This is a genomic window from Sphingomonas sp. UYEF23, assembly GCF_040546165.1.
Taxonomy (GTDB): domain Bacteria; phylum Pseudomonadota; class Alphaproteobacteria; order Sphingomonadales; family Sphingomonadaceae; genus Sphingomonas; species Sphingomonas glacialis.
The window spans coordinates 261917-286696 of sequence record NZ_JBEPNG010000002.1 but is presented as its reverse complement, the minus strand read 5'-3'; the positions used below and the strand labels follow the sequence as shown (position 1 = coordinate 286696).

Sequence of the window (24780 nt, the reverse complement as noted above, 5' to 3'; positions counted from 1 at the left end):
TATATCCTTTCGAAGCATAGCTTTCCCGCCAGCTATAGCAGCCAGGAGTGTTGCCATGTTTCGAACGACGTCGTTTGCCCTGGTCGCATTGCTCACCACTGGCGCAGCGTCCGCGCAGCAGCCGCTTCCGGCACCATCGACCAGCGGCCTCGACATCGTCGTCACGGGAACACCGCTCAAGGATCTGCGAAACGCGCTCGCGCGGTGTCTCGAGCAGCATTGCCCGCCCGACAAGGACATCGACGCCACGCTGGCGGTGGCGGAGGCGCAGTTCGTCGCCGGCCAATACCGTGATGCGCGCGCGACGATGCTCAAATCGATCGATCGCAACCGGCGCTTCGCCAAGGCCTATCCTGAGCCCGTTTCCGACCTCTACCGCGCGCACTCGCGTGTCGCGGCGCATCTCGGCGAGGATGGCGCCTATTTCGGGAGCGCGCTCGACGTGGTCAGCACGCTGAAGGCCGGTTTCGCAGACGACGACTGGCGCGTGCTCGGCGCCAAGCTCGAGCTGGGAGATGCCTACTTCAAGACCGGGCGGTTCGAGGACGCGGTAGGCCTGTACCGCACCGTCGCGCGCCGCGCGCACGAGCTGCACCTCGGCCGGGCGGAAGGCATGGCGCTGCTCAGCATCGCCAACGCCTATGTCGCCGCCTCGCGTGTCCGCAACGACGGCTATTACGCAGCGGCGCTGAAAGCGTGCGACGCCGTCCGCGCCGCGACCGACCCCGCGATCGCGCCATTCGGCGCCGCCGCGACCGTGCTCAAGGCGAAGCTCGCGGTACGAACCGGGGAACCCGGCGCGGTCGATCGGCTGGTCGCGACCTATCGCACGCTGGCGAAGGGCGCGACCAAGCCGGTCCTGCTCTACGCCCCCACGATCGATCGTCCGATGCTGGCCTATCTCGAATTCCCCGACAGCGAGGCGCCGATCAAGGGGGCGGTGCAGGACTTCGCGGATCAATGGGTCGATATCGGCTTCAACATCGCGCCCGACGGCACCGTCGACGAGGCCGAGGTGCTCCGCCAGAGCCCGCACTATTCGGGCAAATGGGCGCAACCCGTGATGACTGCGATCCGGGGCCGGCGGTATGCGCCAAACGCGACCGGGCCAGGCACGTCGCGAGTCGAGCGCTACACCTATACTGCGACGTGGGAGTTCGAGACCGGCTCGCGGATTCGAACGCGCCGGCCGGTCCCCAAGATCGAAGTCCTCGACTTGACGAGCGATGCCGCCCTTCCCTCATCCTGACGCGCGTTACCGCTGCATCCGCGCCTGATGGTATTTCGCGCGCACGACGATCCCCGCGAGCAGATGCAGCGCCGCCACGCCGAGCACGAACAGCGGCAGGATCATCGGCAGTTGCGGCCAATAGCGTGCGCGCAACGCCGCGAGCAGTGCACCCGCGACCGCGAGCGCGACGCCCATCCAGCGGATCGGCCGCGCGACCATCCGCAGCTCAGCCTGGTAGGCGGCGCGCTGTACGGGGTCGTTGAGGTCGGGCGGCGGCGCGGCGGCCGGGTCTTGCGTCATCGATTCGTCCATTCGCTGGCGAGGAGTCCCCACAGGATCGTGTCGCGGACCCCGATATGCGTTTCCCACTCGGCGCGCAGCCGTCCCTCGCGTTGAAAGCCGAGCGATTCGAGCAGCGCGTTGGAGGGGGTATTGTCGGGGTCGGTATCGGCAAACACACGGCGCTGCTGCTCGACGCCGAACAGCTGATCGAGCACCGCGCGCACCGCTTCGCGTGCGATCCCGCTGCCCCACTGGTCGCGCGCCAGCATGTAGCCGATCTCGACCACGCCGGGCCGCTTCTCGCCCGCCGCGACGAAGCCGATCGCGCGATCGTCGCCGTGCAGCGTGATCGCCCAGCCGCGCCACCCATTGTCCGACTCAGCGAACTTCGCGCGGGTCTGGTCGACCGAGACGTGCGGGCCGTGCGACCAATAGGTCATCAGCGCGGGATCGCCGAAGCTCGCGAACAGCGCGTCGGCGTCTGCGACCGTGCGCTCGCGCAAGCGCAGCCGGGCGGTTTCGAGGACCGGGATCGGCGTCATGCCGTCAGCGCGGCGACGAGCGTCTTGACCTTCTTCTGCCGCCACTGCGGCGTCGGCGCGACGAGCCAATAGCCGAGCCGGTACGCCTTCGCCTCGCCCAAGGCGACGACGCGCCCGCTCGCCAGATCGGCAGCGGCGAGCAGTTCGGGCACGGTCGCGCGCCCCAGCCCTTGCGCTGCGGCATCGAGCGCAAGGCCTGCGTCGCCGACCCGCACGAGCGAAGTCGCTTCGTCGTCGACGCAGCCCGGCCAGGCAATCCGCGTATCGACGCCACCGCCGGCACGCTCGACCGTCACCATTCCGGCCGAGGCGATCGCCTCGCCCTCATGCCCGCCCGGGCCATCGCCCCAGCGAATCGCGAGATCGAGATTGGCTTCGGTGAAGTCGATCATGTCGTCGGCGGAGATCAGCACGAAACGCAGTTCGCCGTCGCCGCGCGCGATTTCGGCGAGCCGCGGCATCAGCCACTTCTCGGTCAGATCGCGCGGCGCGGCGATCGTCAGCGACTTGCTCGTCTGCCCCGCCTGCATCGCGCGGACGGCCTCCTCGAACTGGAGGAAGCCGTGACGGAGCGGCGCGAGCCCGGCCTCGCCTTCCGGCGTCAGCTCGAGCCCCTTGGTGGTGCGGCGGAACAGCACGACGCCGAGCGTATCCTCGAGTGCGCGGATCTGCTGCCCGACGGCTGCCGGCGTCACCGCGAGTTCATCGGCGGCGCGCGTGAAGCTCAGGTGCCGCGCCGCGGCGTCGAGCACGCGCAAGCCGTTGAGCGGGAGGTGCGTGCGCTTCATGCGATGCCGCGCCCCGCATCCGTCATGCCAGCGAAAGCTGGCATCTCACGGGAGCGCGCGCGCACCTCGACCCAGAGACCCCAGCTTTCGCTGGGGTGACGATGCTTGGCGAGCTTCACGCCCCCACCGCCGGCGCAAGCAGCGCGAATTTCGGAATATCGACATCGAACGCCGAGCCATCCTCGGCGATCATCCGATAGCTGCCGAGCATCGACCCGGTCGGCGTCGAGAGCGGACAGCCCGAGACATAATCGTAGCTCTCGCCCGGCGCGATCATCGGCTGTTCGCCGATCACGCCTTCGCCCTCGACCGAGTGTCGTGCGCCGCGCCCATCGGTGATCGCCCAGTGGCGCGTCAGCAGCTGGACGCCCATCGCGCCGGCATTCTCGATACGGATATGATACGCCCAGAACCACCGCCCGCGCGCGGGCTCGGACTGCTCCGGCAGGAAGCTCACCGCAACGCGGACGATGACCCCGCGCGTCTCTGCGACGTACGGGAACAGCGCCTTCACAAGCCGGCCGCCGTCAAGGCGCCGTCGAGATCCTCGATCACGTCCTGCGGATCCTCGAGCCCGACGTTGAAGCGCAGCAGCCCCTCGGTCACGCCCATTTCAAGGCGCTTGTCCTCGGACACGCCGTAATGAGTCGTCGACGCGGGATGCGTCATCAGCGAGCGCGAATCGCCGATATTGTTCGAGATGTCGACGAGGCGCAGGCCGTCGAGCAGCGCATGCGCTTGTTTACGATCGGCCACCTCGAACGCGAAGATCGGCCCGCACGCGTCCATCTGCGCCATCGCGAGCGCATGTTGCGGGTGGCTCGCCAGCCCCGGATGCAGCATGCGGGGCACGCGCGTCTCGAGGAAGGCACCGACCTTGAGGCTGTTCTCGCTCTGCCGGCGAATGCGCAGGTCGAGCGTCTCGAGTCCTTTCAGCACCACCCAGGCATTGAACGCGCTGAGCGTCGGCCCGGTGTTGCGCGTGAACGGCAGCAGCGTGTTGGTGATGAAATCCTCGGTCCCGCAAACGGCCCCTGCAAGCACGCGCCCCTGCCCGTCCATCATCTTGGTCGCACTATACGCGGTGACGTCGGCGCCGAATTCCATCGGCCGCTGCAGCGCGGGCGTGGCGAACGCATTGTCGACCACCGAGGTGATGCCGCGTTCGCGCGCGATGTCGCACACGGCTTTCAGATCGACGATGTCCATCGTCGGGTTGGCAGGCGTTTCGAAGAAGAACACCTTGGTGTTCGCCTTCGCAGCATCCGCAAACGCTTGCGGGTCGCGCGCATCGACGACGGTCGTCTCGATCCCGAACTTGGGGAGCAGCGTATCGACCAGCCAGCGGCACGACCCGAACGCGGCGCGGCCCGCGACGACATGGTCGCCGGTCTGCAGCTGGCACAGCAGCACCGCGGTCATCGCCGCCATCCCCGTCGCCATCGTGCGGCATGCTTCCGCCCCCTCGAGCAAGGCGATGCGGCCTTCGAGCATCTCGACCGTCGGGTTCTGCAACCGCGAATAGGTCATGCCGTCCTGCTCGCCGGCAAAGCGCGCGGCAGCGTCGGCGGCACAATCATAGGCATAGCCCGAGGTGAGGAAGATCGCCTCGGACGTCTCCCCGAACTCGCTGCGCGCGGTGCCGCCGCGCACGGCTTGGGTGGCGGGGCGCCATTGGCGCGTGATGCTCTGGTCCTGGCCGGTACGACGTTTCATGGGCGTTGCTTTGCCGGTGGCGGGGGGCGCGCGTCAATGGGGTGCCGGCCTATGCGCTTGAAAGCCGCGCTGTTCGGCGGGATAGATGCGCAGGTGAGCGCCGTTTCCTCCATAGCCCCCTCCCTCTCGGCACGCCCCCGCCCGTATCGCGCCGCCGCGCTGATCGCGCTGCTCGCGCAGCTGCTGTTCAGCTATCGCCTCACCATCCCGACCAAGCTGATGTTCGACGAGGTCCATTACGTCCCCGCCGCGCGCACGCTGATCACGCTGGCGGGGCCGCGCAACATCGAGCATCCGCTGCTCGCCAAGGAGATCATCGCGGGCGGCATCCTGCTGCTCGGCGACAACAGCCTGGGGTGGCGCTTCTTCTCGACGCTCGCCGGGACCGCGACGGTGCTCGGCGTGTTCGCGATCGTCTGGCTGATGCTCGGGCGCGTGCGGCCGGCGGTGTTCGCCGCGCTGTTCGCGCTGTTCAACTTCACCGTCTTCGTCGAGGCGCGGATCGCGATGCTCGACGGCTTCATGGCGGCGTTCACGCTGCTCGGCATCGCCAGCCTGTTATGGGCGATGCGCGCCGAGACTGCGCGCGGCGCATGGGGGCGCTGGATCCTGGGAAGCGCGCTGCTCGGCCTCGCGGTCGCCGCGAAATGGATCGCGGCGCCGTTCGTCGCCTATGCAGCACTCGGCTTCGTCATCGTGCGGCTGGTCGATGCACGGCGCAGCGGGCGCTCGGTCTTCGCTGCGCTCAACGCCCGCCCCACCGGCGGCACGCACCGCCACTGGCGCGGCATGGCGGCAATCCCGGCGATCCTGGTGCTCGGCGTCGTCAGCATCGGCGTCTATTTCGCGACCTTCGCGCCGGCCTTCTTCTACACGATCGATCCGCTGACGTGGCGTACGCTGCTGCCGTTCCAGGCGACGATGTACGCCCAGCAGACGCAAGTGCTCCCATCGCACACCTATCAGTCGCGCTGGTGGAGCTGGCCGCTGATGCTCCGCCCGATCTGGTATCTCTACGAACGCACCGACGGCGCGCAGCGCGGCGTGTTGCTGATCGGCAATCTGGTCGTGCTGTGGGGCGGGCTCGTCGCGGTCGCGGCATGCCTGTATCGCGGCGCGCGCGCGCGCGACCTGCGCTTGCTTGCGGCGGCGGGGCTGTGGATCGGTAGCTATGTCGTGTGGATCATCATCCCCAAGTCGATCGGCTTCTTCTATTATTACTATCTGCCGAGCATCTTCCTGTGCATCGCGCTTTCCGTCGCGCTCGACCATTTCGGGCGCAGGCGACAGTGGGACATGGCGGTGCTCGGCGGATGCGTCGCGCTGTTCGCGGTGTTCTACCCGATCCTCTCCGCGCTGCCGCTGTGGGGCCCGAACTCGTTCCGGGTATGGACGTGGTTTCCGAGCTGGGTCTAGCGGGGGTCGGCAGCGCGCAAGTTGGTTGACTCGATTGACCCCAAGACGTGATGTTTACGATCGCGATCGTTTCCGTTTCTGCGCTAATGCAGCGATCCGGGTTCGACGATTTCAAAGAGCAGCTTGGTACATACCATGAACAGCAGATGTAGGACAGCGCCTTGTCCGCTTTCGACCAATTGCGGACATTCCAGCAGTAGGTATGATCGCGCTGTGAAACGTCGCTCCCTTATTCTCGCGACTTGCGCCGGTGCCCTTTGCATCGCTGACGGCTTTTGGGTTTATGAGCGCCTCTTTCGCCTGAATGCCGCTATCACTTATATCGGCTTAGACTCCGTAATGATGAACGTTCCTGCGTCGGCCCAAGCCTCCCAATTGCGCAATGGAAAGTGGAACATCGATCTGTTAAAAACCTTGCAATCGAAGTTTTATGATCCGCCACCCGGCCAGAAGCGGTGGCAGGTGGCCTTTGTGAGCCTCGGCTCCCAATCCCAATACGGGCAGGCCATAGCTATAATCCGGGACCTGAAAGCAAGACAGGTTTGCCATGTAGTTGTGCGAGAGGGCGCAACTGTCACACCTGTGAAGATTGATTTTGGAAATGGCCGCGAGACCAGCTTGGATGTCTCGCCCATCATTCTTTGCGGCGATGCTTATGGCGATGGTTCTGGGTTTTTTGGTCCGTTACCGGCAGATCACGCTATTCATGTCGGTGCTGGCAGCGAGGCTTCAAACGGCAGCTAACCACCACTTTCGGACACTCACGCACCCAGTGGACGCGGTCCGTAGCCAGCCCCCTAATACCGCCCCCACACGAACCGCGACGACAGCGCGTAATTCCACACCGCCGCGACGAGCAGCCCCGCGACCGCCGAATAGGCCCATGTCCCATGCTCCATCCGGAACAGGAAGAACGCCACCCCCACATTCGCCGCCGCGCCGACCGAGCAGACCAGGCAGAACGAGATCCACCCGTCGAGCAACGCGCGCGCGCCCTTGAGGCGGCGTTCGCGGTAGGTCAGCGCGTTGTTGAGGAAGAAGTTGAAGGTCATCGCCAGCACCACCGCGACGACCGTCGCCGACACGAACGCGACCCCTGCCCGGCGGTAGAGCATGTAGAGCACGGCAAGATGCACCAGCGCGCCGAGTGCGCCGATGCCGGTGAACATCACGAAGCGGACCGGCACGATCCGCCCGAACAGCCGGTCATAGAGCGCGATCAGGAATTCCATCGCGACGACATAGTCGAGCTTGCTCTCGCCCTCGGTGCGCAGCCGGAAGGTGTAGGGTAGTTCGAGGAATTTGAGCGGGCGCGGGCTCGCGGTCATGATGTCGAGCAGGATCTTGAAGCCGATCGCCGAGAGATGCGGGATCAGGTCGCGCGCGATCTGCGTGCGCAGCATGAAGAAGCCGCTCATCGGATCGCTCAGATCGGCTTTCAGCACGCGCCGCGACAGCCGCGTCGCCAGCGCCGATTTCTTGACGCGGTCCTGGTCCCAATCGCCCGTCCCGCCGCCCGCGACGAAGCGCGAGCCGATCACCACGTCGAGCGCCGGATCGGCCTGCAGCGCATCGAGCATCGCGGGCAGGATCGTCTCGTCATGCTGCAGGTCGCCGTCGATCACCGCGACGACGGGCGCGGCGGTCGCGCACATCCCCTCGATGCACGCCGAGGACAGTCCGCGCCGCCCGAAGCGCTGGATCACGCGGACGCGCGGGTCGGTCAGGCCGAGCTCGCGCGCCGCCTGTGCGGTGCCGTCGGGGCTGTCGTCATCGATGAAGATCGCCTCCCACGCACGCCCGCTGAGCGCCGCGTCGAGCTTGGCGATCAGCAGCGGAACGTTGCGCAGCTCGTTGAACGTCGGGATGACGACCGCGAGCTCGAGGCGTGGGATCATTGCAGCGCGGCCAGCACCGCATCGCCCATCGCGCTCGTCGAATGGGTGCCGCCGAGATCGGGCGTGCGCGCGCCGGCGCCGATCGCCGCGATCACCGCCGCCTCGATCCGCTGCGCCGACGCCTCGTCCGACAGCGAATGCCGCAGCAGCATCGCCGCCGACAGGATCGCCGCGCACGGATTGGCCTTGCCCTGCCCGGCAATGTCGGGCGCCGAACCGTGGATCGGCTCGTACAGCCCGCACGTCCCGGTCCATTCGTTGAGCGAGGCGGAAGGAAGCATCCCGATCGAGCCGACGCACATGCTCGCCTGGTCGGAGAGGATGTCGCCGAACAGATTGCCCGTCACCACCACGTCGAACGCGCCGGGGTTGCGCACCAGCTGCATCGCGGCGTTGTCGACATACATGTGGGTGAGCTTGACCTCGGGATAATCGAGCGCGACCTCGTTGACGATCTCGCGCCACAGCTGCGACGTCTCGAGCACATTGGCCTTGTCGACCGAAGTCAGGATTTTCTTGCGGCGCTTGGCCATCTCGAACCCGACGCGCGCGATCCGGGCGACTTCGGCCTCGTCGTAGCGCATCATGTCATGGCCTTCGCGCAGGCCCATCTTGGTGTGGCCGCGGCCCTTGTCGCCGAAATAGACGTCGCCGGTCAGCTCGCGGACGATCACCATGTCGATCGAGCGCGCGACTTCGGGGCGCAGGGCCGAGGCGTCCTCCAGCCCCGGGAACATCGTTGCGGGGCGCAAGTTTGCGAACAGGCCGAGTGCCTTGCGCAAGCCCAGGATCGCCTGTTCGGGACGCAGCGTGCGCTCGAGCCCGTCCATCTCGGGATCGCCGACCGCACCGAACAGGATCGCATCGGCGCGGTGCGCGAGCTCGAGCGTCTGTGGCGGGAGCGGATGGCCGAGCGCGCGATACGCCGCGCCGCCGACGAGACCGGGTTCGAACTGATGGTCGAGGCCGAGCGCTTCGAGCACGCGGCGGGCTTCGTGGGTGACTTCGGGGCCGATGCCGTCGCCGGCGAGGATCGCGATCAGTGCCAAGGTGCAATTCCCTTCAATTGCCCCGCCAATGCCGAGCCGCGGCGCGTCACGCAACTGCCCTTTTCAGCCGATCCACAAGGCGGGCGCGCGCATCGAGCGTCACCGCGCGCCGATCGACCAGGATCGAGCGCGCCAACGCATCGCCCGTCAGCGCGAGCGCTTCGAAAATTTCGTCCCACTCCGGCGCGACACCCGTGGTCAGCGCGGGCGGCAGCGTCTCGCGCTCCAACCCATAACCAAGCTCGGCGAGCACCAGCAGTTCGTAGCGCGCGAGCGCCAGCGCCCAGCCGCGCGCGGCGGGCGCCGCCGCGATCACGCCGATCGTCCCGTCGAGCGCGGCATAGAGCCGCGGATACGGCTGCGCCTCGGGCAGCGCGGCGGCGGTGAGCGTGGTCACCCATTCGAGCGCGAGCGCTGGCAGCGGCTCGGCATAGAGCGGCGCGCGGCTGGTGACGAGCTCGACCGCGAGGCTCGCGAGCTGATCGTCGGTGCGCGCCCGCCATTCGCCGATCACGCGGTTGGCCGGCTGCAGGATCGGCCGGATCCGCGTCGAGCGCCCGCCACGGACATAGCCCGCCTGCAGGCCATGCTCGGCGGTCAGCGCCCGCACGATCGCGCCGTGTTCGCCGTGATGGCGGATCGCGAGGATCAGGGCTTCGACGCGCAAGTGCATGGCGGCGGTTTAACGTGGGTGGGGGGATACGCTAGGGGGCGGATGGCGCGCAGGGGACGTCTGAGCCTCCGCCACCCTGTTGGCGCGTGCGCGGCCACCGCCCCCCCTTTACAGCGACCAGCCACCATCCACGCAGATCGCCGCGCCGGTCACGAACGCGCCGAGATCCGCGCTCATCCACAGCACCGCATCGGCGATTTCCTCGGGCTTCCCGAGGCGCCCGACCGGCTCGAGATCGATCGCCTTCTGGATGTCGCCGTTGGTAAAGCGGTCCATCATCGGCGTCTCGATATTGCCCGGCAGGATCGCGTTCACGCGGATATTCAGCTTGGCATAATCGAGCGCGGCGGCCTTGGTCAGCCCGATGATCGCGTGCTTCGAGGCGGTGTAGGACGCGCCACCCGCCACTCCGCGGACGCCAGCGCCCGACGACGTGTTGATGATAACCCCGCTGCCCTGCCGCACCATTTGCGCCAGTTCGTGCTTCATGCAGACGAAGGTGCCGCGCAAGTTGATGTCGAGGATGCGGTCCCACTCGCTCAGCGAAATCTCGTGCACCGGCGCGGGTTTGTTCTCGACGCCGGCATTGTTGAAGGCGATGTCGAGCCGGCCGAATGTCTCGACCACCCGGCCGACGGCCGCCTCGACCTGGTCGGGCTGCGAAACGTCGCACGCGATGACCAAGGCCTCGGCGCCTGCATTTCTGACAGCATCGGCGGTTTCGGAAAGACCGTCTTCGGTGCGGTCGAGGATGGCGACGCGTGCGCCCTCCGCCGCAAACGCGATGGCCGTGGCACGGCCGATGCCGCTGGCGGCACCGGTAATGAAGACGACCTTGCCGGGGAAACGCTGCGTGTCTGGCATGGGAAAACCTTTCTAGGGGCGGTGCTGAGGGCAGTCAGTCGGGGGCGCGCGACGATGATGACTCGCGGCGCGATCTCACTCCGTGCCAAGCGGCGCGCGATAGTCCGCCTCGGTCACGGGCTCCATCCACGTCACCGGGGTGCCGTCGACCGCTTCCTGGATGGCGATATGCGTCATTGCCTGATGCGCGGTGGCGCCGTGCCAGTGCTTGTGGTCGGCAGGACACCACAGGATGTCGCCCGCGTGGAATTCGAGCTTTGGGCCATCCGCGATCTGCGTCCAGCCGACGCCCTCGGTCACGATCAGCGTCTGGCCGGCGGGGTGGCTGTGCCACGCGGTCCGCGCACCGGGCTCGAAATGGACGATCGCCCCAGACACGCGCGATGGCGCCTCGCGCTGGAACTGGCCGGTGATGGTGACCGTGCCGGTGAAATACGCGGCCGGTCCGTCGACGGTCTTCAGCTCCGCCTTGCGTGCGATGGTCATGTCGGTCGCTCCTTGTTGCGCCTGCGCGGCCACCGGCAGCAGCGCCGCGAAGCGGCAAAGGCCGATCTCCATGGGGGTTGCCGCCTTCGCGATCCGCCGATGGTCACACCGACGACCGTCACGACTGGCAAGATAGGGTGGGTGAAGCGACCGTATTAGCGGCCTTGCCAGCAACGAGACGATGAACAGTGTTCAACAATGGTGTAGAAGGCCGGGATGCAGCTGAGCCGAGCGGACCTGGCGGACTTCGCCTATTTTCTGGCGATCGCCAAACATGGGAGCTTCCGACGCGCTGCCCTCGCGATGGGCGTCACCACGTCCGCCCTCAGCCACGCGATCACCGCGCTGGAGGGCCGCCGCGGCGTGCGACTGTTGAACAGAACGACTCGCAGCGTCGCGCTGACCGCAGCCGGCGAAGAGCTCCGCGCGGCGATCGAAGCGCCGATGCAGAGCATTGCCGCCGCCGGCGAAACCCTCGACCGGTATCGCGACGCACCGGCCGGCCGCGTCAGGATCAACGTCCTCGAAGATGCGGTCGACCTGCTGCTCAAGCCGGTCATGCCGATTTTCGTCGATCGCTATCCCGACGTCGCGATCGACATCAGCATCAGCAATCGCCTGATCGATGTCGTCGGCAGCGGTTTCGATGCCGGCATCCGCTATGGCGGCACGGTGCCCGAGGACATGATCGCGCAGCGCCTGTCGCCCGATCTTCGCTGGGTCGCCGCCGCATCCCCGGACTATCTTGCGCGCTTCGGTGCGCCGGCCGACCCGGAAGACCTGCGAAACCACCGCTGTGTCGGCATCCGCCTGGGGAACGATCAGGTCTATGACTGGGAGTTCGAGCGCGACGGTCATGACTGCGCGATCGCGACACCCGGCTCGCTGACGGTCGATTCAAGCCACGCTGCGATCGCGTTCGGGCTGTGCGGCGCGGGGATCGTTTATGCGAGCGAGGCGGTTCTCCGCGCGCATCTGGATAGCGGGACCTTGCAGCCGGTGCTGACGGAGTGGACGACCGTCGGGAGCGGCTTTCACGTCTATTATTCGGGGCGTCGACACTTGCCGACCGGGCTGCGGCTGTTGATCGATCTCATCAAAGAGCTGCGACCGCTCAAGGAGTAGGCGGGCGGCGTTTCTCTTTGCGGGGCGTGCCAACCGCACCGCCGCGGTCTTGCACACTCGATTTGTGCCGCACCGATCCCTCGCTTTGAAAGTGTCGGAACTCACCCACCCGGCGGCGTCAATCGAGCCAGGCAAGCACGGCTCGTCGCACGCGGTCGACGTGCGTTAGCGCCGCACCCTCCGCGCCACCCGCTCGAGCCCCAGCCGTGTCACCGCGTGCTTGGCCCACAGCGCGCCCCGGTCGAACGCCTCGAGCGCGGCGATCGTCGCGCGGTTGGCGAGCGTCGGGCGAAGCAGCAGCACATCGACGCACGCCACGCCGGCGGTGGCGAAGCTGCGCTTGTGCTGGCCGTCGCCCTCGGTGAAATCGAAGCGGATGAGGCCGGGCTCGGCATAGAGGTCGCGCATCGCCTCGAGCATCAGCACGCCGCCGGGCGACAGATCGTTGAACGCCGGGTCGTGCCCGACATGGTCGTAACGGACCGTCCCGCCTTCGATCGGGCAGTAGAGATACGCCGCCGGCTCGCCTGCGACATAGAGCAGCCAGGCGCGCACCTGGCCCGCCGCCGCGAGCGCGGTCATCGTGTGCACGAACGCCGGATCGTCGGGCAAGCCGCCGCCGAGCAAGCGCTCCTGATAGGTCCGCTGCGAGATCCCGCGCGCGACCGCGTGAAAGGCGCCGAGCTCGTCGGCGGTGCGGAAGCGGCGGACGTCGAGCGCGCCGCCCGACAGCGCGATCACACGCTTCGTCTTGCGCTTGAGTCCCGAGCGCGTGTTGCCCGACAGCGCGGCTTGATAAGCCGCAAAACCGATCGTCAGATCGGCATAATGCCGCGGATAGCGTTGCCGGACATAGCCGATCATCCCACCCGCCGCGCGGCGCAGCGACGCGAGACCGTGTTCGGGAAGCGAGGTCACGGCATAGCCATCGGCACCGCGCGCGAGCGGCGGGAGGATCGGGAGCGGGCCGTCGAGCACCGTGTCGAGCGACAAAGGAAGCCGCACCAGCCGGCGCGCAATCGAGCCCAGCGTCCGCGCGCCGATCTGGAAGCGCAGCGCGACGGTGTCCGCGTCTCGCGGCGTCACGCCGCGCGCTCGGCCACCATGTTCGACCATAATTGCTCGGCCTGGCGCCAGCGCGTGCGCAGCGGATCGGGGCCGAGCGGCACGTCGTTCTGCTCGAGCCGGAGCGCGGGGCGATCGGCGAAATGCACCGTCGGCATCGTCTCGGCGCGCTCGGCGAGCAAGCCGCACAGCGCTTCGAAGCGCCGGACATGCACCGTGTTGGGCCGCGTCCCCGCGCGATTGGCGAGCTCGAAGCCGTGGCTGACGATGTTCACCGCGGCATGGCGATGGAGCTCGGCATGGTCGAGCGCGGCGCGCATCTCGCCGACCGACAGCGCGCAGATCTGGAAGTTGCGCAACGCGCCGGGCCGTTCCTCGATCACCGTTACGGGGATTTCGATCACGCCGTCGATCCGCACCGGCGCGATGTGGCGCGCGGGCAAGTCGATCGCGCTCGGCCACGGATGTTCGCCGCCATTGTGGCTGGCATCATAGCTGAAACCGAGCTCGGCGAGCGCGCGCAGCGTGTCGGCGTTGGCGCTGTACGACCCGGCGCGGAATGCAATCGGATTGGGCGCGCCGATCGCGGTGAGCAAGTCGGTCGCGCCCGAGATCAACGCGCGCTGTTCGGCGAAACTGTATTCGGCGAGCTCGAAGCGCGACGCGCTCGCCCCGCCGTCGCCCGACACCGCGCTCGTCCAATTGGGGTGGAGGTGGAGCTGCACCTCCTGCCCAGCGGCGAGGATCTTCTCGACGATGCCGCGCAGCGGCGCGAGCCCGAAGGTGAGCGCCGGCATCGGATCGACGAAGAAGCACGCCTTCAGCCCGTGCTGCGCGAGCATCTCGAGCTTGTAGCTGACGCCGACACCGGCCGGCTCGAGCGAGCGCTCGAAGATCTCGGCACTCGCGAGGCCATCGCTGTGGTGCCGCCACATCACTTCGGTGTCGATCGTCAGGAATACGGGCGTTGTCATCCCGTCCAGCCATAGCCGGACGGGCGTAAAGATTTCGCAAAGTCCGTATGTTGCATTTTGTTTCTGACCCGGATCAATCTCCGGTGAGGATGCGATCGACCAACTGCTTGACGGTCGGGACGAAGCCGTTCGAGTAGAACGGATCGCGCTTGAACTGATACGCGCCGTGTCCGGCAAACATCAGATTCTGCTCGACATCGCCGCCATGCGCGATGTCCTGCAGCGTCTTCTGGATGCAGAAGCTGCGCGGATCGGCGAGCCGGCCGGTCGAGTTGGTCTCGGTGTCCGACCAGGACGAGAAAGCGCACTGGCTGAGGCAGCCCATGCAATCGGCCTGGTCCTTGCGGATCACGCCCTTGTCGGCGGTGGTGACGAAGACGAGCGTGTTGTCGGGCGTCTTGAGCGCATCGGTGAAGCCCTCGCCGAACCACTGCCGCGCGCGCAGCAGGTCGTTGCGCGTGACCCAGAAGTTCTTGCCCTTGACGCCCACGTCGAGCTGATAGGTGTGATCGCCCGCACTCTGCGTCGAAAAGGCGATCTGGCGCTCCGAACGCTCCTGCAGATGGCGCAGGAACGGGTTGAGCACCGCGCTCGAATAGAAACCGGTCGGCGAGAAGCGATGCAGCAGCACTTCGCCTTCCTGGATGTTGGTCAGCCGCGCCTTCCACTCCTGCGGGATCGGGCTTTCCTGCGTCAGCAAGGGCCGCGTGCCGAACTGGAAGGCGATCGTGCCGAGCTCGGGATTGTCGATCCAGTTCGCCCAGTCGCGCAGATACCAGACGCCGCCTGCCATCACGATCGGCACGCTGTCGGGAATCCCGCCCTCGCGCATCGTGTCGCGCAGCGCCTTCACGCGCGGATACGGGTCCTGCGGCATGAGCGGGTCTTCGGCGTTCGACAGGCCGTTATGCCCACCCGCGAGCCACGGATCCTCATAGACCACCGCCGACAGCCAGTCGGCTGCCTTCGAATAGGCGCGCTTCCACAATGCGCGGAAGGCGCGGCCCGAGCTGACGATCGGGAGATAGCTGACTTCGTACGACGCCGCGATCTCCGACAGCTTGTACGGCATGCCTGCGCCGCAGGTCACGCCCGCGACGAGCCCACGCGTGCGCTCGAGCACGCCGTGCAGGATCCGCTGCGCGCCGCCCATTTCCCACAGCACGTTGATGTTGATCGCGCCCTTGCCGCCGGCAATGTCGAACGCCTTGCGGACCTGCTGGACCGCGCCCTCGATCGCATATTCGATCAGCTCTTCGTGGCGCTCGCGCCGCGTCAGCGCCTTGTAGACCTGCGGGATGATCTTGCCGTCGGGGTCATAGCTGTCGGCGTTGACCGCCGATACCGTGCCGATGCCGCCCGCCGCCGCCCAGGCGCCCGCGCTCGCATGATTGGTCGCAGCGACGCCCTTGCCGCCCTCGACGAGCGGCCAGACCTCGCGGCCGCCATAGACGATGGGCTTCAAACCAGTGAACAACGTGACCGCCTCCGACTTAACTTACGTTCTGTTATACGCTTTGGACGCCCGATCGGGCAAATCTCTAATCCCCGAACGCCCCGGGACGTCCGATAACGCTGCCATAGAGCTGTGCATAGCGCGCGATCATCGTCGCCTCGTCATACTCGGCGACCGCCTTGCGCCGGTTGAGCTCGCCGAGCCCCTTTCGACCCTCGGGCGTCGCCTGCGCGAGCGACTCGAGTGCGTCGCGGATCAGCACTTCCTGGTCGCGGCGTTCGATGAAGCTGCTATTCTCGGGCGCGACCATCTTGAGTACGTCACCGACCGGGGTCGAGACGATCGGCAGCCCCGCCGCCATGCCTTCGAGCACGCAGATCGGGAATTGCTCGGACTTGGACGACAGCGCCATGATGTCGAACAGCCCGATATAGTCGTGCGGGTTGGGCAGGAAGCCGGGCATGACGAGCTGCTCGGCCACGCCCATCCGCTCGGCGGCATCGAGGATCGCCTGGCGTTCGGGCCCCTCCCCCACGATGATAAGGCGCGCGCGGCTCGACATGCCGCCGAACGCGCGGACGAGCAGCGGCAGGTTCTTGACCTCGCGCAGCCCCGCGAGCGTGCCGATCACCAGTTCGCCGGGCTTGCGCTTGAAGCCGGGGATCGCATTGGGCTTGGGCGGGATCGCATAGCGCGCGGTGGCGATGCCGTTGGCGATGCGGTGGACGCGCTCGCGCGGCTGCTTCCACGTCTTCAGCGCGATGGTTTCGAGCGTCTCGGACGGTACGACCAAGGCGGCGGCCTTGGTCAGTGCGAAGCGGCGGTAGATGTTGCGTTCGGCCTTGAGGCCTTTCGCCTCGTCGGCGTTGAAGCCGTCTTCGTGATGCACCAGCGGCGGGACGCCGTTCGACGAAACGCGCCGCGCCATCGCCCCGTCGATCGCGCCCCAATTGTAGGTCAGCACGAGGTCGAAGCGGCGTATGTACGCCGCAATCGCCTCGTAGCGCTTGACCGAGGGCGAGCCGGTCAGCGGCGGCGGGTTCTGCGCGATCTCGTAATCGATGCCCTTGGCGATCGCGTCTCGCGCGCCGTACTGGCCATCCATGCTCGACACGATCGTGTGGCGTGCACGGTCGCCGAACGCGTTCATCAGGCGCACCGCACGTGCTTCCTTGCCGCCGAGCGAGAAGGTCGAGTGCAAGTGCAGGATGTTGACGGGCCGGCTCATTTCCGCGCGGCGTTAGCGTGAAATGACGGCGGCGTCATCTGTTGGTGTAGGGGAGCAAGACCGCCCTCCTGCTTCTTGCTCCCCTCCCGCCTGCGGGAGGGGCTGGGGGAGGGACGTGCCGCGGGCGCAGCGCAGGAGGTTCCAGGTCGGTCCCTCCCCTAGCCCCTCCCGCAAGCGGGAGGGGGAATGAGGCAAATCAGGCGAACGTGCTCTTCGCAATATGCGTGATCCGGCAGCCGAGGTCCGCCTCGCCACTCGCCACCACATAGTGATCTCCTGCATCGGCGATCCCGGTTGTGAATACGACATTGTCGAGATACATCAGATCCTTGATCGGCTCGGTCAACGCCGGGTTGGCCTCGATCAGCGGATCGTGGCAGGTCCGCAGCACAACGCTCGGGTCGTCGCGATCGAGCACCGACCAATAGGTGCGGTACACGCCGACCACGCCCATCGGCTCGACGCCGTGCCACAGCGTCAGCCAGCCCTCATCGGTCAGGATCGGCGGTGCGCCGCCGCCCATCCGCGCGGTCGCCATCGTCTTGGCGTGCGGGCGGATGCCGGGCTTGTCGTACGGCTTCCAATGAAGCGCATCGGGCGAACTCGCGAGGTTGATCGACGGGCCCGAACGCCACTCGCTCCCCGGCGGATAGGCGAAGTACAGATCGCCGAGCGGGCGCGTCTGCGCATAATATTTGCCGCCGATCAGCCCTTCGAAGATCAGCATGTCCTTGTTCTGGTGATCGAGCACGATCCCCTCGAGCTTCCAGTCGAGCGCGTCGGCCGAGCTGTACAGCGTCGTCGAATGCCGCTCGGGGCTGACCGAGCAGGTCGTCATCAGATAGCGATCACCGACCTTGCTGATCCGCGCATCCTCGACGCCGTAGCATTGATACGGCGCCTGCGGTGCGATCGCCTTGTCGTAATGGACTTGCTCGACCTTGGTCCCGTCGGCGTTGAGCTCGACCGGGAGCAGCCACGACAGCGAGGTCAGCGCCATCACCTTCCACCCGCCGCCGCGCATCATGAATTTGCGCGGGTCGGCGGTGTCGACATATTCGAGCGGCCAGGCGTCGAGCGCGTAGCTGTGCTCGGTCCAGCGGATCGCATGGATGTGCTGGTCGTGGATCGGCGTCTTGAGCGCCTCGGCGACGCGCACCATCAGCAACAGATTGCCACCCGGCAGCCGCGTCATCCCCGGGTTGAACGCGCCGAGCACATAGGTCTCGGCATCGACCTTCCCCGCCAGCGGCGAGCGGGAAAGATCGACGTCGCCGGGCGAGAAGATCAGCGCATCATGCGAAAAGGTCATTCACCCTCCTGCGCCCGCGGGGAAATCACGAGCTGTTGGATCACGGTCCGCCGTGGCTGGGTCAGCATATAGTGCACGCCGACCGCAATGTCCTCGGCGCGGAGCGAGGTTTCCTCGTGGATCATCTTGCGCTGCTCCTCGGGGGTGATGTCGGGGAGCTGCATGTTCGAGCCGGTCTTGCCGGGCTCGATCAAGCCGACCTTGATCCCCTTGGGGCCGAGTTCGCGGCGGAGCGCCTCGGAGAATGCCGCGATGCCCGCTTTGATCCCGGCATAGACGGTCGAGCTCGGCCCGAGCACGTGCGCGCTCATCGAGCCGATCAGGATGATGTCGCCGTGCCCTGCGAGCTTGTCGACCGCAGCGTGCGCGCTGAGCAGATAGGCGGTGAAATCGACCGCGATCGCATAGCGCAGCTCTGGCTCGCTCATTTGCGTGAGGCCACCGGCAGCGACCGCGGCGTTGATGACCGCGCAGTCCATCCCGCCGAGATAGTCGCTGGCCTGCTTGAAGAAGCTCAGCACGTTCTCGGGATCGGACAGCTCGGTGGTGACGCCGTCGGCCTCGCCGCCGACTTCGCGGATGCGCTCGAGCGCATCGTCGAGATATTCGGGATTGCGCCCGCAAATGAACACCTTGGCACCCTCGGCCGCGAGGAGAACCGCGATCGCGCGACCGATTCCGGTGGTGCCCCCGGTGATGGCGACGCGCTTGCCTTTCAGGCTGGTCACGGCGGTATGCGCGTCGGTAACGGTCTTCATGCAGGGCTCCTGTTATGTCGTATGCAGACGCGCCGATGTGCGCGCGGTTCCGCTTCTTCTACGCCCCCCTGGAAGGCAGAGGTCGGGGGTGGGTCGGCCCGCGGCGGCGGCGGACCTCTCTTCAGGCCGACCCACCCCAGCGCCTCCCTTCAAGGGAGGGGAGGAAACTAGACCGCGATCCGAGACAATAGACGATCGATTCCCGCCACTGCGGCGGGTTCGCTCAAGCTCGGCGCATGGCCGACTTGGTCGATCGTGACAAGCTCGCCATGGTCGAGCGCCGCGACCATTTTCTCCGCGGTGGCCGCGGAGAGCACGTCCGACGCGGCGCCGCGCACGATCAAGGTGGGCACGTCCTTCAGCACCGCGAGCGCGCGCCACATGTCGGGGCCGGCTTCGTTGCCAGGCACGCGGAACGGCTCGGCGATCTTCATGTCGTAATCGAGCACGATCCGCCCCGCGCTGTTGAGCCGGTACAACCGCTTGGCCATTTCCAGCCAATCCTCGAGCGTGAAGCCGGTATAGACGTCGCCATTCGCCTCGGCGACCGCGCGCGCGGCGTGGAGCCAGGTCGGCCAGGTGTTCGACTTGCCGACATAGCCGCGGATCCGCGACAAGCCCTCGGCCATGATGTCGGGCCCGACATCGTTGAGCAGCACGCCCGCGACACTCTCATGCCCGGTACCGGCGAGCAGCATCGACACGATCCCGCCGAGCGACGTGCCGAACGCGACGTAGCGATCGACACCGAGCTCGCCGAGCAGCGCCTCGACATCCTGGACGTAGCTGAGCGGGACATAGCTCATCGGATCCTTGGCGTAGCCGCTCTCACCGCGCCCGCGCAGATCGATCGCGATCACGCGCCACGCGGGCGAGAGCCGACGCGCGAGCGCGTCATAATCGCGCGCGTTGCGCGTCAGGCCGGGGAGGCAGAGGATCGGCGGGCGGTCGGCTGGCCCCGGATAATCGCGGCAATGCAGCCGGACGCCGTCCTTCGACCACCAATATCGATTTTCGTAAGGCGACATGGTCTGGTCCTGCGGCTGGGGCCAATTTCACGGGGTTGCGTCGGGCGGTCGGCACCCTCCATATCCACGCATGAGCATCCCCCCGCAAGACTCTCGGCCCGAAACCACCATCCACCAACTGGGCGACGGTTTCTACGATCCGGTCGCCGCCGCCGCCTTTCCGCAGACGCTGCTGCGTTTCCGCAACGATCGCGCCGCCGCCGAGGTCGGGCTCGATACCGTGAGCGACGCCGACTGGCTGCGGCATTTCGGGCGGTTCGATCCGCTTCCCGGCAGCCTCGATCAGCCGCTGGCGTTGCGCTATCACGGCCACCAGTTCCGCAACTACAATCCCGAGATCGGCGATGGCCGCGGCTTTCTCTTCGCGCAGTTGCGCGATGATCGCGGCCGGTTGATGGACCTCGGCACCAAGGGCTCGGGCACGACGCCGTGGAGCCGCTTCGGCGACGGACGCCTCACGCTCAAGGGCGGAATGCGCGAAGTCCTCGCGACCGAGATGCTGCAGGCTCTGGGCGTCAATACCTCGCGCACCTTCTCGCTGATCGAAACGGGCGAAGCGCTCGAGCGCGGTGATGAGCCCTCCCCGACCCGCTCGGCGGTGATGGTGCGGCTCAGCCACGGGCATATCCGCATCGGCACGTTCCAGCGGCTCGCCTATCTGCGCGATGCCGAAGCGATGGAGCGGCTCGTCGGCTATGTGCTGCGCAACTTGTATGGCGAGGAGCCGGGCGAAGATGCGCCAGTCCGCTTGCTCGATCTGGTCGTCGATCGCACCGCGACGCTTGCCGCCAGCTACATGGCGGCAGGCTTCGTCCACGGCGTGCTCAACACCGACAACATCAACGTCACCGGCGAGAGTTTCGATTACGGGCCTTGGCGGTTCGCGCCAACGTGGGACCCGGCCTTCACTGCCGCCTATTTCGACCATGCCGGGCTCTACGCCTTCGGCCGCCAGCCCGAGGCGATCCATTGGAACGCGACGCAACTCGCGATCTCGCTGCGCGCGCTGGTCGAGGCCGAGCCGCTGATCGCGGTGCTCGATACCTTTGCCGAGCGCTATCAGAGCGCCGTCTCGGCGGCGATCCTGTGGCGGCTCGGCGTCGTGCCGCGCGATCCGACGAGCGACCGCGCGCTCGTCCAGACGATCGAGCGCGGGTTGCGCACGAGCGGCCTGGGGATCGACCGCTTCTATTTCGACGCGTTCGGCGGCCTCGCGCCCGACGGCGCGGCGTTCGACGAACTGCGCGCTGCGCTCGAGCCGTATGCGCCGCGAAAAGGCCGCGACCATCGCTATTGGCACGGCGAACCGTGCGCGATGCTGATCGACGAGGTCGAGGCGATCTGGGCGGCGATCGACCAGCGCGACGATTGGGCGCCGTTCGACGCCAAGGTCACGCAGATCCGCACTATGGGCGAAGCGCTGGCCTAACCCCTCTCCCCCTGTGGGAGAGGGGGGGAGCGCCGCAGGCGCGGAAGGGTGAGGGGGTGTGGCGGCGGCCGCGCCATCGACGTCCCCCTCACCCTTCCCACTCGCTAAGCGAGCGGGCCCCTTCCCTCTCCCACACGGGGAGCGGGAGAAGAGTAGATTCCCATCCCAATCTCAGGCAAAGACCCAATAAATGTCGTCAGAACTCCTTTCCTACGAACCCGCCACCGGCGCCGAGCTCTGGCGCGGCGCGATCGGCGATGTCGATGCCGAAGTCGCCGCCGCGCGCGCCAGTTGGGCCGGCTGGGCGGCGCAACCGCTCGCCTATCGTGTCGAGGCGCTGCGCCGCGTCGCCAATGTCGTGCGCGCCCGCGCGGACGCCTTTGCCGACATCATCGCGCGCGAAACCGGCAAGCCGCTGTGGGAAGCGCATACCGAAGTCGATTCGGTCATCGCCAAGGTCGATATCTCAGTGACGGCTTATGCCGAACGCACCCCGCAGCGCCGGCTCGAGGCGCAGATGGGCAGCCGCATGGCGCTGCGCCACAAGCCGCACGGCGTGCTCGCGGTGCTCGGGCCTTACAATTTCCCGGCGCATCTGCCCAACGGGCACATCATCCCCGCGCTGCTCGCGGGCAATGCGGTGGTGTTCAAGCCGTCGGAAAAGACCCCCGCGACCGGCGAGTTCCTCGTCGGCTGCTTCCATGCCGGCGGGATTCCCGAAGGGTGTCTCCGCCTGCTGATCGGCGGCGCGGCGGAGGGCAAGGCGCTCGCCGCGCATGACGGGATCGACGGGTTGCTCTTCACTGGCTCGGCGCACACCGGCATTGCGCTCAACCGCGCGTTTGCGACACGCCCCGAGAAGATCCTCGCGCTCGAAATGGGCGGCAACAACCCGATCATCGTGTGGGATTCGCCCGATCTCCACGCCGCTGCCGTCGTCGTCGTGCAATCGGCGTTCACTTCGGCGGGCCAGCGCTGCACCGCCGCGCGCCGGCTGATCGTCGACCAGAAGCTCTACGATCCGCTGATGGCCGAAGTGACCAAACTGATGAAGCGGATCATCGTCGACGAGCCGCACGCCAATCCCGCGCCGTTCATGGGCCCGGTGATCGACAATGACAGCGCCGACCTGCTGTCCGAGAGTTTCCTCGAACTGATGATGCGCGGCGGTCGCCCGATCCAGCATCTCGAACGACCGATCGCCAACCGTCCCTTCCTGCGCCCCGCGCTGATCGACACGACCGAGATGAACGACCGGCCCGATATCGAGCTGTTCGGGCCGATCCTCCAGGTGATCCGCAAGACCAGTTTCGAAGATGCGATCACCGAGGCGAACAACACGCGCTATGGCCTGTCGGCGTCGCTGCTCAGCCAGGATCCGGCGCTGTACGACCAGTTCTGGGCGAATGCGCGCGCCGGGATCGTCAACTGGAACAAGCCGACCAACGGCGCCTCGTCCAAGGCGCCGTTCGGCGGCATCGGCTGGTCGGGCAACCACCGTCCGAGTGCCTATTATGCGGCGGACTATTGCGCCTACCCTGTGGTTTCGAGCGAAGCCGATCAGGCGCGCGCGAGCATCGGGGTGGGGTTACGCGATGGGTGAAGACGCATTCCGCGTCGAACGGTTGCGGGCGGATCCCGCGGTCGCTGCGATGCTGGAGCGGATTTGCGACATCACCACGATGGGCTTCGCCGCCGTCGCGCGCGTCACCGATACCCAGTGGATCGCCTGCCAAGTCGTGGACAGGATCGAGTTCGGGCTGAAGCGGGCGAGGAACTCGCGCTAAAGACCACGATCTGCGACGAGATCCGGGGAAGCGGGCGCGCCGTGATCATCGACACGGTGTCGGGCAATCCCGACTGGCGGACGCACCCGACGCCGATGCTCTCCGGGTTCGAGAGCTATATCTCGTTCCCGATTCGCCTGCCCGACGGCACATTCTTCGGGACGCTGTGCGCGATCGATCCGCAGCCCCGATCGATCGGCACTCCGGCCATAGCGGCGCTGTTCGAACGCTTCGCCGCGGAAATGGGGGCGTTGCTGGCCTGAGCGGCACCTTTGGTCGCAAAGCCGTGGAACCGTAGGCGTTCCAATGCTTTGGGCCTGGCGTGAAACACGACAAAGTGGCCGATGGCCCCACTCCCCGCGCGCGCAAACTGAAACTCGAGTCGGACAACTGCCTGGCCATCGCGATCCGCGAACGCGAGCCCGAAGTCGCCGCGATGCTGATCGACGAAGCCGCCAAACTCGCGCGGCGCGTCAAGGAGTTGCACGACAAAGCGTGATCGCCCAGCGGAGAGGTCGGCAAAAGTTTGGCTACCCCGCCCCCAAGCAAGCTTGAATTGAAGCGCGCGCTGGTCCAGCCCATCTGACAACGATGGCCATATTGCTCGATCCTACCGCGCGCGGGCGCGTTATCCTGGTTGGCGCCGGTCCTGGCGACCCCGGACTGCTGACCGTCCGCGCGGTTGTCGCACTCGGCCAGGCCGATGTCGTGGTGCATGACGGGCTGATCGATCCGCGCGTGCTCGACCTCGCGCCTGCCAGCGCGCAGCGAATCTCGGTCGCCAAGCGGCGCGCGCGCCACACGCTGCCGCAAGAGGCGATCAACGTGCTGATCGTCGCGCAGGCGAAGGCCGGCGCGGTCGTCGTACGGCTCAAGGGCGGCGACTCGTTCATCTTCGGGCGCGGCGGCGAGGAAGTCGAGGCGGTGCGCGCCGCCGGCCTGCCGGTCGAGGTGATCCCCGGCGTCTCGGCCGCACTTGGCTGCGCGGCAGAGGCGATGCTGCCGCTCACCCACCGCAACCATGCAAGCGCGGTCAGCTTCGTCGCGGGCCAGTGCAAGGGGCTGTCCGACCAGGACTGGTCGGGGTTGGCAGGCAAGGGCCGCACGCTCGTCATCTATATGGGCGTCGCCACTGCCGACGACATCGCCGACAAATTGATGTGCGATGGCGTTGCCCCCGAAATGCCCGTCGCGGTGCTCGAGCGCGGGACGCTCAGCGGCGCGCGCGCGATCCGGACGTTGCTCGCCGATCTCGGCCCTATGGTCGCGCGCGAGACAGTGGCGAGCCCGGCGATCATCGTCGTCGGCGAAGTCGTCGAATTGTCCGACGCCGAGGATAAGCTCGGCGCCTGGGCCAAGATTGCGGAGTCCGTTGCGTGAAAGTGTTGACCGGGAATGATTTGCCGACAGGCGACGTGGTGTGGTGGACCGGCTCCAGCTGGTCGCGCCATATCGAGGATGCGTGCGACGTCGCCGACCAGGGCGAGAGCATCGCGCATGCCGAGCAGGGCGCGCGCCGCGTAAACGTCCCCTATGTGATCGACGCGACGCTCACCGCCGACGGCCCCCGCCCCGCGCACATCAAGGACCGCATCCGCGCGCTCGGTCCTACGGTGCGCGCCGATCTGACGTTGAAGCCGGCCGATCCGATGGCTGGAAGCTGGGTAATCTGA

The 24780-nt window shown here is 67.1% G+C and carries 28 protein-coding genes; 11 read left to right on the top strand and 17 right to left on the bottom strand.

What is annotated here, in order from left to right:
* Positions 1 to 55: 55 nt before the first annotated feature.
* Complete coding sequence (locus ABIB28_RS04555; protein ID WP_354286690.1) at positions 56 to 1249, top strand: hypothetical protein; 1194 nt, start codon at positions 56 to 58, stop codon at positions 1247 to 1249.
* A 6-nt stretch (positions 1250 to 1255) separates the two neighbouring features.
* Here the strand turns inward: ABIB28_RS04555 and ABIB28_RS04550 are convergent, their stop codons facing one another.
* The 5 genes from ABIB28_RS04550 to ABIB28_RS04530 form a co-directional block, all read right to left on the bottom strand.
* On the bottom strand, positions 1256 to 1531 hold the full coding sequence (locus tag ABIB28_RS04550) for a hypothetical protein (protein ID WP_354286688.1): 276 nt from the start codon (positions 1529 to 1531) through the stop codon (positions 1256 to 1258).
* Positions 1528 to 2055: a GNAT family N-acetyltransferase gene (locus tag ABIB28_RS04545; protein ID WP_354286686.1), complete on the bottom strand. Its 528-nt coding sequence runs from the start codon at positions 2053 to 2055 to the stop codon at positions 1528 to 1530. The genes ABIB28_RS04550 and ABIB28_RS04545 overlap by 4 nt, the downstream gene beginning before the upstream one ends.
* Entirely contained in the window at positions 2052 to 2843 is a 792-nt protein-coding gene (locus ABIB28_RS04540; RefSeq protein WP_354286684.1) for a LysR family transcriptional regulator, read from the bottom strand. Before ABIB28_RS04540 ends, ABIB28_RS04545 begins: the two co-directional genes overlap by 4 nt.
* Positions 2844 to 2958: 115 nt before the next feature.
* Entirely contained in the window at positions 2959 to 3357 is a 399-nt protein-coding gene (apaG, locus tag ABIB28_RS04535) for a Co2+/Mg2+ efflux facilitator ApaG/CorD (RefSeq protein ID WP_133189767.1), read from the bottom strand.
* Positions 3354 to 4559: a trans-sulfuration enzyme family protein gene (locus ABIB28_RS04530; RefSeq protein WP_133189769.1), complete on the bottom strand. Its 1206-nt coding sequence runs from the start codon at positions 4557 to 4559 to the stop codon at positions 3354 to 3356. The genes apaG and ABIB28_RS04530 overlap by 4 nt, the downstream gene beginning before the upstream one ends.
* Positions 4560 to 4616: 57 nt before the next feature.
* On the opposite strand from ABIB28_RS04530, the gene ABIB28_RS04525 reads away from it, so the two are divergent.
* Positions 4617 to 5975, top strand: a complete 1359-nt coding sequence (locus tag ABIB28_RS04525) for a phospholipid carrier-dependent glycosyltransferase (RefSeq protein ID WP_354287121.1) — start codon at positions 4617 to 4619, stop codon at positions 5973 to 5975.
* Positions 5976 to 6188: 213 nt separating this feature from the next.
* The gene (locus ABIB28_RS04520; protein WP_354286682.1) at positions 6189 to 6719 is read left to right on the top strand and encodes a hypothetical protein; all 531 of its coding nucleotides are present in this window, start codon (positions 6189 to 6191) and stop codon (positions 6717 to 6719) included.
* Between the two features lie 53 nt (positions 6720 to 6772).
* Here the strand turns inward: ABIB28_RS04520 and ABIB28_RS04515 are convergent, their stop codons facing one another.
* The 5 genes from ABIB28_RS04515 to ABIB28_RS04495 form a co-directional block, all read right to left on the bottom strand.
* Entirely contained in the window at positions 6773 to 7873 is a 1101-nt protein-coding gene (locus ABIB28_RS04515) for a glycosyltransferase (protein WP_354286681.1), read from the bottom strand.
* On the bottom strand, positions 7870 to 8922 hold the full coding sequence (leuB, locus tag ABIB28_RS04510) for a 3-isopropylmalate dehydrogenase (protein WP_133189773.1): 1053 nt from the start codon (positions 8920 to 8922) through the stop codon (positions 7870 to 7872). The genes ABIB28_RS04515 and leuB overlap by 4 nt, the downstream gene beginning before the upstream one ends.
* A 46-nt stretch (positions 8923 to 8968) precedes the next feature.
* Entirely contained in the window at positions 8969 to 9595 is a 627-nt protein-coding gene (gene recO / locus ABIB28_RS04505; RefSeq protein ID WP_354286680.1) for a DNA repair protein RecO, read from the bottom strand.
* A gap of 108 nt (positions 9596 to 9703) precedes the next feature.
* Positions 9704 to 10459, bottom strand: coding sequence for an SDR family NAD(P)-dependent oxidoreductase (locus tag ABIB28_RS04500; RefSeq protein ID WP_354286678.1), 756 nt, complete (start codon positions 10457 to 10459; stop codon positions 9704 to 9706).
* A gap of 75 nt (positions 10460 to 10534) precedes the next feature.
* Positions 10535 to 11017, bottom strand: coding sequence for a (R)-mandelonitrile lyase (locus ABIB28_RS04495; protein ID WP_354286676.1), 483 nt, complete (start codon positions 11015 to 11017; stop codon positions 10535 to 10537).
* A 144-nt stretch (positions 11018 to 11161) separates the two neighbouring features.
* Here ABIB28_RS04495 and ABIB28_RS04490 point away from each other — a divergent pair, with 144 nt between their 5' ends.
* Complete coding sequence (locus tag ABIB28_RS04490; protein WP_354286674.1) at positions 11162 to 12070, top strand: LysR family transcriptional regulator; 909 nt, start codon at positions 11162 to 11164, stop codon at positions 12068 to 12070.
* A 165-nt stretch (positions 12071 to 12235) separates the two neighbouring features.
* Here ABIB28_RS04490 and ABIB28_RS04485 read toward each other — a convergent pair whose 3' ends face one another.
* From ABIB28_RS04485 to ABIB28_RS04455, 7 genes are all read right to left on the bottom strand, one after another.
* Entirely contained in the window at positions 12236 to 13156 is a 921-nt protein-coding gene (locus tag ABIB28_RS04485) for a GNAT family N-acetyltransferase (RefSeq protein ID WP_354286672.1), read from the bottom strand.
* Positions 13153 to 14109 (bottom strand): polysaccharide deacetylase family protein, encoded by a 957-nt coding sequence (locus ABIB28_RS04480; RefSeq protein WP_354286670.1) that lies wholly within the window; start codon positions 14107 to 14109, stop codon positions 13153 to 13155. The genes ABIB28_RS04485 and ABIB28_RS04480 overlap by 4 nt, the downstream gene beginning before the upstream one ends.
* A 73-nt stretch (positions 14110 to 14182) precedes the next feature.
* The gene (locus tag ABIB28_RS04475) at positions 14183 to 15586 is read right to left on the bottom strand and encodes an NAD(P)H-dependent flavin oxidoreductase (protein ID WP_354286668.1); all 1404 of its coding nucleotides are present in this window, start codon (positions 15584 to 15586) and stop codon (positions 14183 to 14185) included.
* A gap of 64 nt (positions 15587 to 15650) precedes the next feature.
* Positions 15651 to 16793, bottom strand: coding sequence for a glycosyltransferase (locus tag ABIB28_RS04470; RefSeq protein ID WP_354286666.1), 1143 nt, complete (start codon positions 16791 to 16793; stop codon positions 15651 to 15653).
* A gap of 196 nt (positions 16794 to 16989) precedes the next feature.
* Positions 16990 to 18105, bottom strand: a complete 1116-nt coding sequence (locus ABIB28_RS04465; RefSeq protein ID WP_354286664.1) for a glycoside hydrolase family 130 protein — start codon at positions 18103 to 18105, stop codon at positions 16990 to 16992.
* The gene (locus tag ABIB28_RS04460) at positions 18102 to 18863 is read right to left on the bottom strand and encodes an SDR family oxidoreductase (RefSeq protein ID WP_189675394.1); all 762 of its coding nucleotides are present in this window, start codon (positions 18861 to 18863) and stop codon (positions 18102 to 18104) included. Before ABIB28_RS04460 ends, ABIB28_RS04465 begins: the two co-directional genes overlap by 4 nt.
* 167 nt (positions 18864 to 19030) lie before the next feature.
* Positions 19031 to 19891: an alpha/beta fold hydrolase gene (locus ABIB28_RS04455; protein WP_133189795.1), complete on the bottom strand. Its 861-nt coding sequence runs from the start codon at positions 19889 to 19891 to the stop codon at positions 19031 to 19033.
* A 70-nt stretch (positions 19892 to 19961) separates the two neighbouring features.
* Between ABIB28_RS04455 and ABIB28_RS04450 the strand changes: the two genes are divergently transcribed.
* The 7 genes from ABIB28_RS04450 to ABIB28_RS04420 all read left to right on the top strand — a co-directional run bounded on the left by ABIB28_RS04450 (position 19962) and on the right by ABIB28_RS04420 (position 24780).
* Positions 19962 to 21320: a protein adenylyltransferase SelO gene (locus ABIB28_RS04450; RefSeq protein ID WP_354286662.1), complete on the top strand. Its 1359-nt coding sequence runs from the start codon at positions 19962 to 19964 to the stop codon at positions 21318 to 21320.
* Between the two features lie 190 nt (positions 21321 to 21510).
* Positions 21511 to 22923 (top strand): succinylglutamate-semialdehyde dehydrogenase, encoded by a 1413-nt coding sequence (astD, locus tag ABIB28_RS04445; RefSeq protein ID WP_133189799.1) that lies wholly within the window; start codon positions 21511 to 21513, stop codon positions 22921 to 22923.
* Complete coding sequence (locus tag ABIB28_RS04440) at positions 22916 to 23107, top strand: hypothetical protein (protein ID WP_354286660.1); 192 nt, start codon at positions 22916 to 22918, stop codon at positions 23105 to 23107. The genes astD and ABIB28_RS04440 overlap by 8 nt, the downstream gene beginning before the upstream one ends.
* Entirely contained in the window at positions 23041 to 23370 is a 330-nt protein-coding gene (locus ABIB28_RS04435) for a GAF domain-containing protein (RefSeq protein WP_354286658.1), read from the top strand. Before ABIB28_RS04440 ends, ABIB28_RS04435 begins: the two co-directional genes overlap by 67 nt.
* A 74-nt stretch (positions 23371 to 23444) precedes the next feature.
* A complete protein-coding gene (locus ABIB28_RS04430; RefSeq protein WP_189675398.1) occupies positions 23445 to 23606 on the top strand; it encodes a hypothetical protein in 162 nt (53 codons plus the stop codon).
* A 92-nt stretch (positions 23607 to 23698) separates the two neighbouring features.
* Entirely contained in the window at positions 23699 to 24487 is a 789-nt protein-coding gene (gene cobA / locus ABIB28_RS04425; protein WP_354286656.1) for a uroporphyrinogen-III C-methyltransferase, read from the top strand.
* Entirely contained in the window at positions 24484 to 24780 is a 297-nt protein-coding gene (locus ABIB28_RS04420; RefSeq protein ID WP_354286654.1) for a DUF2849 domain-containing protein, read from the top strand. The genes cobA and ABIB28_RS04420 overlap by 4 nt, the downstream gene beginning before the upstream one ends.